Here is a 12,249-nt window from a genome sequence, read left to right on the forward strand (position 1 = left end):
AGCCCCCGATGAGTGTTTCACTGGACGAGGTCGTCGGCGCGCTGCGCGCGTCCCTGCTCGACAACCAGAAGCTCAAGCAGCAGAACCAGCAGCTCACCGCCGCGCTCAGCGAGCCGGTGGCGATCATCGGCATGAGCTGCCGGTTCCCCGGCGGCGTCGGGTCGCCGGAGCAGTTGTGGGACCTGGTGGCCGACGGCACCGACGCGATGTCGGCGTTCCCCGACGACCGGGGCTGGGACCTGGGGGCGCTCTACGACCCCGATCCCGACCCGGACAGCCGGGGCACGTCGTACGTGCGGGAGGGTGGGTTCCTCTACTCCGCCGGGAACTTCGACCCCGCCTTCTTCGGCATCAGTCCCCGCGAGGCCCTCGCGATGGACCCGCAGCAGCGGCTGCTGCTGGAGACCGCCTGGGAGGCGTTCGAGCGGGCCGGCATCGACCCGACCACGCTGCGCGGCGCACCCACCGGCGTGTACGCGGCGACCAGCAGCCAGGGCGATTACGCCGCGCTGCTCACCGGGGTCAGCGGCGGCGTCGAGGGCTACCTCGGCACCGGTAGCGCCGCCGCCGTGGCCAGCGGCCGGATCTCGTACGCCCTGGGACTGGAGGGGCCGGCGGTCACCGTGGACACCGCCTGCAGTTCGTCCCTGGTCGCGCTGCACCTCGCCTGCCAGGCGCTGCGGCTGGGCGAGTGCACCATGGCGCTGGTCGGCGGCGTGTCGGTGATGGCCACCCCGACCGTCTTCGTGGAGTTCTCCCGCCAGCGCGGCCTGTCCACCGACGGCCGGTGCAAGTCGTTCGCCGCCGCCGCCGACGGCACCGGCTGGTCCGAGGGGGCCGGCATGCTGCTGGTCGAGCGGCTCTCCGACGCCCGCCGCAACGGCCACCCGGTCCTCGCCGTGGTGCGCGGCAGCGCGGTCAACCAGGACGGGGCGAGCAGCGGGCTGACCGCCCCGAACGGCCCGTCCCAGCGCCGGGTGATCCGGCAGGCCCTGACCAACGCGGGGCTGACCGCCGACCAGGTGGACGTCGTCGAGGCGCACGGCACCGGCACCACGCTCGGCGACCCCATCGAGGCGCAGGCGTTGCTGGCCACGTACGGGAAGGACCGCCGCGCCGACCGGCCGTTGTGGCTGGGGTCGGTGAAGTCGAACATCGGGCACACCCAGGCCGCCGCCGGTGTGGCCGGGGTGATGAAGATGGTCCTGGCGATGCGGCACGGGGTGCTGCCGCCCACCCTGCACGTGGACGAGCCCACCCCGCACGTCGACTGGTCGGCGGGGGCGGTGTCCCTGCTGACCGGGGCGGAGCCCTGGCCGGAGACCGGGCAGCCGCGCCGGGCCGGGGTCTCCGCGTTCGGGATCAGCGGCACCAACGCGCACGTCATCATCGAGCAGGCCGCCGAAGCGGACACCGACGACGCCCGGCCGGCCGGTACGCCCGCCCCGCCGACCCCCTGGATCGTCTCCGCCCGCTCCGCGCCGGCCCTGGCCGGGCAGGCCCGGCGGCTGCTGGACCACCTGGCCGACCACCCCGACCTGGCCCCGGCCGACGTGGCGTACTCGCTGGTCACCACCCGCGCGGCCCTGCCGCACCGGGCAGCGGTGATCGGCGAGGACCGCGACGCGCTGCTGGCCGGCCTGCGGGCGGTCGCCGAGGAGCGCAACACGTCCGGCGTGGTACGCGGCGTGGCCCGCCCGGCCGGCAAGGTCGCCTTCCTCTTCACCGGCCAGGGCGCCCAGCGCCTGGGCATGGGCGCCGAGCTGTGCCGCCGGTTCCCGGTGTTCGCCGCCGCCTTCGACGAGGTCGCTGGGGAACTGGACCGGCACCTGAGCCGGCCGCTGCGGGAGGTGGTCTTCGCCGATCCCGACTCGCCCGAGGCGGCGCTGCTGGACCGTACCGAGTTCACCCAGCCGGCACTGTTCGCCTACGAGGTCGCCGCCTACCGGCTGGTCACGGCGTGGGGGCTGCGCCCGCAGCACCTGCTCGGCCACTCGGTCGGCGAGCTGGCCGCGGCGCACGTCGCCGGCGTGCTGTCGCTGGCCGACGCCGCGGCCCTGGTGGTCGCCCGGGGTCGGCTGATGCAGCAGCTGCCGCCCGGCGGGGCGATGCTGGCGGTGCGGGCGTCGGAGGCCGACGTGACGCCGCTGCTCGACGAGCGGGTGTCGCTGGCCGCCGTGAACGGCCCCCGGTCGGTGGTGCTCTCCGGCGACGAGGAGGCCGTGCTCGCAGCCGGTGCGCGGCTGGCCGCCGAGGGCCGGCGGTCCCGCCGGCTGCGGGTCAGCCACGCCTTCCACTCGGCCCGGATGGACGGCATGCTGGCCGACTTCCGGGTCGTCGCGGAGAAGGTCACCTGGCATCCGCCGACGCTGCCGGTCGTCTCCGACCGCACCGGCGAGCCGCTCACCGCCGCCCAGGCCACCGACCCGGGCTACTGGGTCGACCACGTCCGGGACACCGTCCGCTTCCACGAGGGCGTCGCCACCCTGGCCGCCGCCGGCGTGGGGACCTTCCTGGAGCTCGGCCCCGACGGCGCCCTGACCGCGCTGGCCCGCGAGTGCCTGCCCGACGTCGAGCCGGCGGCCTTCGTGCCGCTCGGCCGCCGGGACCAGCCCGAGCCGGCCAGCCTGCTCGCCGCGCTCGCCGCCGTCGACCTGCGCGGCGCCGGGGTGGACTGGCCGGCCCTCTTCGCCGGCAGCGACGCCACGCGCGTCGAGCTGCCCACCTACGCCTTCCACCACGAGCGGTACTGGCCGGATCCGCCCGCCGTCGACCTCCGTCAGCCCGCCGCGCCGAGCGACGACGAGGAGTTCTGGGCCGCCGTGACCCAGGACCGGCCGGCCGCGCTGGCCGCCGCGCTCGGCCTGGACGCCGACCGGCAGGAGGCGCTCGCCGAACTGCTGCCCGCCCTCGCGTCCTACCGGGACCGGCGGCGCCGCGGCTCCGCCCTGGACGGCCTGCGGTACCGCGCCGACTGGGTCCGCGTCGCCGCGCCCTCCGGCACCGCGACGACCGGCGGATGCCTGGTGGTGGCCGGGACGCGGACCGACGCCACGGGCGTGCTGGCCGCACTGCGCGCCGAGGGACTGGACCCGGTGCTCGTGACCGTGGGCGACGACCCGGACGAGATCGCCCGGGCCGTCGAGCACACCGGGGGCACCCCGTCGGTCGTGGTCTCGCTGCTGGCGGCGGGGGCCACGGGGACGGTCGCGCTGGCCGGGACGGCCGCGCTCGTCCGGGCCCTCGCCGGCGCCGGGGGCAGCGCGCCGGTGTGGACCGTGACCCGGGGCGCGGTGGCCGTCGACGCCGACGATGCCGCGCCCGGCGTCGCCGGCGCGTACCTCTGGGGCCTGGGTCGGGTGCTGGCGTTGGAACAGCCGCGCCTCTGGGGCGGGCTGGTCGACCTGCCCGCGGAGCCGGACGACGCCGCGCTCGCCGCGCTCGCCCGGCTCGTCGCGGCCGGCGGCGACGAGGACCAGCTGGCGGTGCGTTCCGGCGGGGTGTACGCGCGGCGGCTGTCGCGCGCCCCGGCCGGCACCGCCGCCGACGCGGACTGGCGGCCCCGGGGTGCGGTCCTGGTGCACGGGGCCGCGGCGGTGCGCACCCCGCACCTGCTGCGGTGGCTCGCCGACCGTGGCGCCACCCATCTCGTCCTCGCCGGTCCCGGGGCGCCCGCCGGGACGATCGGCCGGGACGTCGCGGTCACCGTCGTCGACGATCTCGACGGGCTGCCCGAGGCGCTGGACCGGCTGGCCGACGCCGGGACCGTGGTCCGCACCGTCCTGCACGTCGCCGACTCCGACGGGGCCGGCGAACCGGTCGCGGCGCTGGACCCGCGCGACCTGGCCGACGCCGTGGCCGCCCGTACCGCCGGGGTGGAGCTGCTCGACCGGGCCTGCGCCGGCCGGCCGATCGACGAGTTCGTGGTCTTCACCTCCACGGCCGCCGTCTGGGGCAGCGGGGGAGCGGCAGTCGCCGCCGCCGCCGGCGCCGGGCTGGAGGCGCTGGCCGCCGGCCGGCGCGCCGCCGGCCGCCCGGCCACCGTCGTCGCGTGGGTGCCCTGGGCCGACGAGGTCACCGACCCGGCACAGCTGCGCCGCCGGGGGGTCCGTCCGCTCCCCGCCGAACTGGCCGTGTCCGCGTTGCAGCAGGCCGTGGGCCGCGGCGACGACCAGCTCGCGGTCGCCGACCTCGACTGGTCGGCGTTCGTGCCGGCCTTCACCGCCGTACGGCCCGCACCGCTGCTGCGCGGCGTGCCCGAGGCGGCGGCAGCCGCGGACCGGGACGCCGGCCCCGGTGGCGAGGTGACCGATCCGGCCCGGGCCTTCCGGGACCGGCTGGCCGGCACCCCGGCCGGCGATCGGCACGGGATCCTGCTGGATCTGGTCCGCGCGCGCGTGGCCACGGTGCTCGGGCACGCTTCGCCCGGAGCGGTCGAGGCCGACCGGGACTTCCTGGAGCTCGGCTTCGACTCGCTGACCGCACTGGAGCTGCGCGACGCGCTGTGCCAGGAGACCGGGGCGGAGCTGTCGGCCACCCTGCTCTTCGACCATCCGACTCCTACGGCGCTCGCCCGCCACCTGCTCGGTCAGCTCGGCGGCGCGGACGCGGCCGGGGACGGCGCGGACGACGCCGGGGGACCCGCTGCGGAGAGTTCCGGCGGCGGACTGCTCGGCGGGCTGTTCAACCAGCCGAAGGCGCGCGAGGATCCCGCCGGGTACGCCGAGCTCCTGGTCAAGCTCGCGCAGTTCCGGCCCAGCTTCAGCGAGCCGGCGCAGCTCACCCGCCCGGCCGGCATCCTGCGGCTGGCGGAGGGCAGCGCCGCGGCGCAGCTGGTGTGCTGCTGCACCATGTCCCTGCTCTCCGGCGCACACGAGTACGCCCGGCTCGCCGCCGGCTTCCGGGGGGTGCGCAACGTCTGGGCCCTGCCCAACCCCGGGTTCGGCGTGGGCGAGGAGCTGCCCGCCGACCTCGACGCCCTGCTGCGGGTGCACGCCGACACGGTGCTGCGCGCCGTCGGCGCCGGCCCGTTCGTGCTGGCCGGTCACTCGGGTGGCGCGATGGTGGCCAACCTGCTGGCCGGCGAGCTGGAACGCCAGGGCCGCTCGCCGGACGCGGTGGTGCTGATGGACACCTACCCGGCGAACAGCGAGGTGCTCGGCGGGTGGGTGCCGCAGCTGCTCGACGGGATGATCGACCGGGAGACCGCGTACACGCCGATGGACGACTGGCGGACGACCGCGTGGGCCGGCTACCTGCCCCTGTTCCTGGACTGGCAGCCGTCCGAGATGGCGGCGCCGACCCTGCTGGTCCGGGCCAGCGAGCCGTTGGGGGAGTGGACGGGCGAGGAGGGCGGCTGGCGGTCCCGCTGGCCCTACCCGCACGAGGTGGCGGACGCGGCCGGTGACCACTTCAGCATGGTCGCCGACCGGGGGCCGGAACTCGCCGGCACGCTCCAGCGGTGGCTGGCCGCGCGGGGCCTGTGACCGTTCCCGCCCCTGGCGTGCCCCTAGCGCCCCCTATCGGCGTACACACATCTATCGAACCGACGTTGCAGGACGGAGCATGACGACGTGGACGAGGCAGTGGTGGTCACGGAGCTGGTCAAGCGGTACCAGCCCAACATGCCACCGGCGGTGGACGGGCTGAGTTTCTCCGTCGCCGCCGGTGAGGTCTTCGGCCTGCTCGGGCCGAACGGGGCGGGCAAGACGACGACGATCGGGGTGCTGACCACTCGGGTGCGGGCCACCTCGGGCCGGGCCCGGGTGTGCGGCGCGGACGTGATCGGCGCGCCCGCTGTCGCGCGGCAGTTGCTGGCGGTCGTACCGCAGCGGGTGAACCTGGACCGGGCGCTGACCGTCCGGCAGAACCTGCTGTTCCACGCGGCGTACCACCGCGTGCCCCGGGCGGAGCGCATCCGGCGGGCGGACGAGCTGCTGGACCAGATGGGGCTCAAGGACTTCGCGAACCACCGCACCGACTTCCTGTCCGGCGGCCTCGCCCAGCGCACGATGATCGCCCGCGCGCTGATGCACTCGCCCCGGGTGCTCTTCCTCGACGAGCCGTCCGCGGGCCTCGACCCGCAGTCCCGGCTCTTCGTGCACGACCGGATCGCCGAGCTGAAGCGGGCCGGAGTGACCGTGGTGGTCACCACGCACGACATGGACGAGGCGGAGAAGCTCTGCGACCGCGTCGGCATCGTCGACCACGGCAAGCTGCTCACCATGGACACCCCGTCCGCGCTGACCCGTACGCTGCCCGGCAGCAGCACCCTGACCCTCGTGGTGACCCCCGGCGCCCCCGCCGAGGAGGTGCGGGCCGCGCTCGACGCGATCCCGGACGTGGAGCAGGTGGAACACTTCAAGGTGGCCGCCCCGGCGCCCGTCGCCGCGCCGGCGTTCCCCGGCATGCCGGCGATGCCGGTGCCCGCGCCGGCCCCCGACGCGCCCGTCGACCCGGACGCCCCGCTCTCCTTCCGGGTCTACACCAGCGGCCAGCCGGCCAACGCCATCCCGATGGCGATGAAGATCCTCGCCGACCTGGGCTGCGAGGTTCGTGACCTGAACATCGGCCAGCCCAGCCTGGAAGATGTCTTCATCCACCTGACCGGAAGGGAACTTCGGTGAGCGTCGCCGCCCCCGCCCCCCCGTCCGCGCCCTCGACGGCCGCGGCGCCGCCGCCGGTGAGCGCGCTGGACCAGTTCGCCACGTTCCGCGCGGTGCTCTCGCGGGACCTGTTCGTCACCGGCCGGGAGCTGGTCGGCTTCCTGCTCCAGGTCTTCATCCAGCCGCTGTTCATGCTGCTGATCTTCGGCAAGGTGCTCAGCGACCTGGGCTACGCCAGCGACGACTTCTCCAACGTGCTGCTGCCCGGCGTCATCGCGCTGAACGCCTTCCTGATCGGGCTGGAGAACACCGCGCTGCCGATGATGATGGACTTCTCCTTCACCCGGGAGATCGAGGACCGCCTCCTGTCGCCCATGGCGATCCCGCTGGTGGCCCTGGAGAAGATCGTCTTCGGCGGCATCCGCGGCCTGATCGCCGGCGTGGTGCTGATCCCGGTCGGCATGCTCATGCTCGGTGTCACCTGGCCCTGGGCGGTCGTGCTCAAGGTGATCGGGGTGTTGGCGATCGGCGCGCTGGTCGGCGCGGCGGTCGGCCTCGCCTTCGGCACGCTGGTGCCGACGCAGCACATCCAGATCATGTTCACCGTGGTGATGACCCCGATCATGTTCACCGGCGCGACCCAGTTCCCGCTGCTCGGCCTGGACTCGCTGCGCTGGTACCAGGTGATCTGCTCGCTGAACCCGCTCACCTACATCAGCGAGGGGACCCGGTCGCTCGTCGGTCCGCCGGGGGTCGAGTCGCTGCCGCTCTGGCTGTGCATGTGCGTCCTCGCCGGGGTCTTCGTGGTGTTCTCGATGATCGGCATGCGTGGCTTCATGCGCCGCGCCATGGACTAGCTCGACAGGATCCGAACCGCCGATGGCCCGAGCCGCTCCTGCGGCCCGGGCCATCGGCGTCGGTGTCGCCGGTGACACCTCGGCCCGTCCCGCCCGCCGGATCGCGCGAGTCGAACCCAGCCGGCCGGGACGGGCGTCCCGGTCGCCCCATTCCGTAGTCACCCGAATACACGCCATTTACCAGCGCAAATGCAGATCAGGTCACTCCATCGGGGAGGATGGAGAAAACAATTCACCTCTCCGCTGGGCGTCGCCAGGTCAGCCGTGGCAGGCTGTACGGACGGCGGCAGTTCACCCTTTCGGCTGTCTTGGAGTGGCAACCATCCCATCCGGGCTCCGCCGAACGTCGCCACACCGACGAACGTCGGTGCCGGCCCGGCCGCAGACCGAACGGCTCCACGAACAGCCACCGGTGCGGCGTACTCCAAGGGTCGGACGGCGCGGGTCGCCGCACAGGCGGGAAGGAGTGACGGACTGTGGACATGACCGGAGACGACCGTGGCCGGGCGGTACTCGTCGTCGCCTACAACAGCGCGGGGATGTTCAACCCGCTGCTCAGCATCGTGGGCGAGTTGAAGGCCCGGGGCGTCGGGAACGTCTGGTTCGCATCGACCGAGGATCGCCGGGGGGACGTCGAGGGACTGCGCGGGCCGGGCGAGGTCTCGTTCGTCTCGCTCGGCCCGGCCCGGCCGCAGTCGTCACCGGACACCTGGGACGACGCGACGTACCGGCTGCTGACCACCGGCGACCGGGCGACCAGCTTCGCCCGGTACCTCGACGTCAGCACCGACTACGACCACGTGCGGCAGCTCCACCGGCGCTGCCTCCAGGTCATCGACGAGGTCGGGCCGGTGGTGGCCGTGATCGACAGCCTCGCCAGCTGGGCGATGGACGCGGCGCAGACCCGGCAGCTGCCCTACGTGGTCAGCATCTCGCTGCCGCCGTCCAACTTCTTCCAGGAGCAGCTGCCGACGCGCTACCCCGCCCCGTTCTCGGGGCTGCCGGAGCGGATGACGCCCCGGCAGCAGGCGGCCAACGTCGGCTTCCGCAACCGGCTGGTGCGGGCACTGATGGAGCCGGAGCGGCTGCGGCGCAGCCTCGCGGCCGTGGCCGCCCGGAAGGCGGCCGGCATCCACAACCCGGAGATGCGCCCGGCCGGCTACGTCGAGGCCGCCGAGGCACTCATGGCGTACACGGTCTTCGGCTTCGAGTACCCGTTCGCGACCGCCCCGGAGAAGCTGCGGATGCTCGGTCCCGTCGTGCCCCGGGAACTGCCGCCGGCCGACGGCGACGACGAGCTGACCCGATGGCTCGACGCGCACCCCTCGGTGGTCTACGTCGGCTTCGGCACCATCATGCGTCTGTCGCGCGGCCAGGTGGACGCGATCGTCGAGATCGCCGACCGGCTCGGGCCCGAGCACGCCGTGCTGTGGAAGGTGCCCGCGCGCCAGCAGCACCTCCTCCCGCCGGCGCAGCGGCTGCCGGGCAACCTGCGGGTGGAGGCGTGGGTGCCGTCGCAGCACCGGGTGCTGGCCCACCCGCACGTGCGGGTCTTCTTCAACCACGGCGCCGCCAACGCCATCCACGAGGCGGTCCACTTCGCCGTGCCGCAGCTGGTGATGCCGTTCTGGCTGGACTGCCCCGACGGGGCGGTACGCGCGGTCGACAGCGGGGTGGCCCTGGCCGTCGAGCGCGCCGACTCGCCGAACGTCGAGGACGTCCTCGCCAAGCTCGCGCGGCTGCTGGGCGAGGAGACGTTCCGGGCGCGGGCGCAGCTGTGGAGCCGGCGGATGCGGCAGGCCGGCGGGGTCACCGCCGCCGCCGACCTCGTGCTGGAACACCGCGACGAGGCGGCGGCCCGTCGTACCGTCGGGCTGGCCGTCGGCTGACCTTCCGGTCGCCGTACGCGTCGCAGGGGCGCGGTGGGACACCCCCACCGCGCCCCTGCGACGCCCGTCAGGACGCGGCGCCCTGGGTCTCGTCAGCCAGCGCCTCCGCGTACGCGACGAGCCGGGACGGCAGGTCCGTGCGCCGCTTGACGTCGAGCTTGCGGTAGACCCGGGTCAGGTGCTGCTCCACCGTGCTCACGGTGATGAAGAGCTTGCTGGAGATCTGCCGGTTGGTGTGCCCCTGGGCGGCCAGCGCGGCGACCCGGCGCTCGGCGTCGCTCAGCCCGTCGTCCGGCTCCTGCAACTCGGCGGCGGCCGGGTACGCCGGCAGCCCGCTGCCCGGCTCCCGGCGGATCAGCCGCTGGGCCAGCACCGATGCGCCGCAGTCCTGGGCGAGCTGGTAGGCCCGGCGGACGAGCAGTCGGGCGCGGGCGGAGTCCCCGGCACGTTGGAGCGTCTGGCCGGTGTCGCCGAGGGCCCGGACGAGTTCCAGCCGGTCGCCGCTGGACTGGAGCAGGTTGACCGCTTCGGAGAGCAGCTTGCGCCGGTGGTCCTGGGCGGCGGTGGTGGCGAGCAGCCGGAGCGTCCGGCCCCGGGTGCGGTCGTCGACCCCGTGCGGCACCCGCAGCTGCTCCTGGAGAAGCTGCGTGGCCTGCGTCTTGTTGCCGACGCTGAGCTGCACCCGGGCCAGCTCCAGCCGCCACGGCACCAGCCCGGCCGCGTCGATGCCCCAGGCGCGCATCAGCTCGCCGCACCGGCGCAGGTCGGTGGTGGCGGCGTGCGGCCGGCGTACGGCCAGGTGGTGCCGGGCCCGGGCGGCCAGGTAGTGCAGGCCCAGCGGGGTGCGGAACATGCCGGGCGGGACGGGGTGGGCGAGCCACCGTTCGGCCTCGGAGAACCGGCCCGACTCGGTCGCGCAGGCGACCAACGTGGCCAGGGGACCGGCGATGGCCACCCCCCAGGCCGGGGCGGGCATGTCCTCCAGGGCCGCCCGCGCGTGGTGCTCCGCGCCGGGCAGGTCGCCGACGCGCAACGCTGCCTCCGCCCGGACCGCCCGGATGACGGCCCGCCACACCGGGGCGTGCTGGGTCACCGGCCGGCCGAGCAGCACGTCGCCCCAGACCGTGGCCCGGTCGGACCGACCCGCCCAGAGCAGCGCCAGCAGGGGAGCGGTCAGCAGACCCAGCGCGCCGTCGTCCGTGTGGTGGCGCTGGAGAAGCTGCTCGGCGGTTGCCACGGTGTCGTTGTCCGCGGCCGGCGTCAGCGCGGTGCCGAGCACCGTGACCGCCTGGAGCAGCGGGCTGATCGTGGTCGGCGCGCTCGCCGCCCGGCTCCAGGTGCTCGGGGTCTCCCGCACGGTGGCCAGGTGCTCCGGGTGGGAGAGGGAGACCAGCAGCTGCATCATCCGCAGGCGACCGGCCGTGCCGGCCGAGCCGTGCTCCTCGTCCGTCGGGAAGGCGCTGACCGCCTCGGTGGCCTCGTCCACCCGGCCCTGCCAGAGCAGGTAGGGCACGGCGGACAGGCCCGCGTCGGTGGACCAACCGGCGGCCCGCGCCGTCTCCACCAGCTCGGTCAGCTGCCCGTTCACGGTCAACGGGTTGATCTGCCAGCGGGCGTTCACCAGCATCTCGGTGGTGGCGGTCCGCTGCTGCGCGTCCACCGGGGCGCGGGAGACCAGGCGCAGGCACGCGGCGGCCACGTCGGGCCGGCCCGACGCCAGCGCGTGGCCGGCGGCGTCCTGGAGCACCGGCACCACCCAGGGCGCGCTCGCCGAGCCGGCGGCCACCAGGTGCTCGGCGACCACGCTCGGCTCGGCGCCGTGGTCGTGCAGCACCTCGGCGGCACGCTGGTGCAGGCTCCGCCGTTCGTCGGCCGACATGTCGCCCAGGATCGACCGCAGGATGCGCGGGTGGCGCAGCTGGTCGCCCTCCATCAGGCCCGAGGTGCGCAGCACCCGTACCGCCGGGGCCGTCGACTCGGGCACCACGTCGAGGAGGTGGCCGAGCAGGTCGGTCGTCGCGGGCCGGTTGAGCACCGCCAGCGCCTGCGCCACCCGGCGCACGCCCGGCTCGTGCCGGTAGAGGCAACCGAGCACCGCCTGGTCGAACGCGTCGCCGACCGGCGGACCGTACTCGTCGTTCGTCTCCGCGCTGGCCCGTTCCTCGAGCAGCGCCCGGGTGAGCAGCGGATTGCCGCCGGTCATGCGGACGCAGCGTTCCGCCGTCCGTCGGGCGTCGGCGTTGTCGGCCTCGCCGCCGACCAGCCGGGCGACGGCGTCCACGGTCAGCGGCGGCAGGCCGATCCGGGAGAAGTGCGGCTGGCTGAGCAGCTCGGCGCGGAACAGCGGGTGCGGCGGGCGCAGCGTCGAGGCCTCCGCGAGCACGACCATGATCCGGGCGTGGCGCAGCCGGCGGGTCACGTAGAGCAGGCAGTGCAGCGAGGCCGGGTCCGCGTGGTGCACGTCGTCGACGGCGAGGACCAGGGGGCCGGCGGCGGTCAGGTCGAGCAGGGCGGCGAAGAGACCGTGCAGCAGGGGGGCCCAGGCCCGGTCACCGTCGGCCGCCTCAGCGCCGGGCTCGGGCAGCGGTACGGCGAAGGTGGCGTCCCGCATCAGCTTCTCGACCCGGGCCGCGGCCTCCGGCGTGAGCCGTGCACTGTGGAACAGCTGCCCGACCACTCCCAGGTGGAGCCCGCGCTCGGCCCGGGAGCCGGCGGCGCTCAGCACCTGCCCGCCGGTGCCCGCCGCCCACTCGCTGAACGACTCCAGCAGGCTCGTCTTGCCGCTGCCCACGGCGCCGGTGACCAGCGCGACGTGTCCGCGCTGCTGGTCCTCACAAGCCCGGAACGCGTGCCGGAGACGGGTCGTCTGCTCCTCTTGCTGCACCAACACCAACGTGT

At 75.0% G+C, this 12,249-nt stretch carries 4 protein-coding genes and 1 pseudogene; 4 read left to right on the forward strand and 1 reads right to left on the reverse strand.

Annotated elements, in window-relative coordinates:
* Positions 1–8: 8 nt before the first annotated feature.
* From ACLQ20_RS08515 to ACLQ20_RS08530, 4 genes and pseudogenes are all read left to right on the forward strand, one after another.
* Positions 9–5,486, forward strand: a pseudogene (locus ACLQ20_RS08515) (type I polyketide synthase); the annotation flags it as partial.
* Between the two features lie 87 nt (positions 5,487–5,573).
* Positions 5,574–6,626, forward strand: a complete 1,053-nt coding sequence (locus ACLQ20_RS08520) for an ABC transporter ATP-binding protein (protein ID WP_327028054.1) — start codon at positions 5,574–5,576, stop codon at positions 6,624–6,626.
* Entirely contained in the window at positions 6,623–7,462 is an 840-nt protein-coding gene (locus tag ACLQ20_RS08525) for an ABC transporter permease (protein ID WP_151452404.1), read from the forward strand. Before ACLQ20_RS08520 ends, ACLQ20_RS08525 begins: the two co-directional genes overlap by 4 nt.
* A gap of 482 nt (positions 7,463–7,944) precedes the next feature.
* The gene (locus tag ACLQ20_RS08530; RefSeq protein WP_425854880.1) at positions 7,945–9,351 is read left to right on the forward strand and encodes a glycosyltransferase; all 1,407 of its coding nucleotides are present in this window, start codon (positions 7,945–7,947) and stop codon (positions 9,349–9,351) included.
* Positions 9,352–9,418: 67 nt separating this feature from the next.
* On the opposite strand, the gene ACLQ20_RS08535 is transcribed toward ACLQ20_RS08530, so the two are convergent.
* Positions 9,419–12,235, reverse strand: a complete 2,817-nt coding sequence (locus ACLQ20_RS08535) for a helix-turn-helix transcriptional regulator (RefSeq protein WP_358122043.1) — start codon at positions 12,233–12,235, stop codon at positions 9,419–9,421.
* Positions 12,236–12,249: the final 14 nt, after the last annotated feature.

The sequence above is a fragment of the Micromonospora sp. DT46 genome, from assembly GCF_049841735.1.
Taxonomy (GTDB): Bacteria; Actinomycetota; Actinomycetes; order Mycobacteriales; family Micromonosporaceae; genus Micromonospora; species Micromonospora reichwaldensis.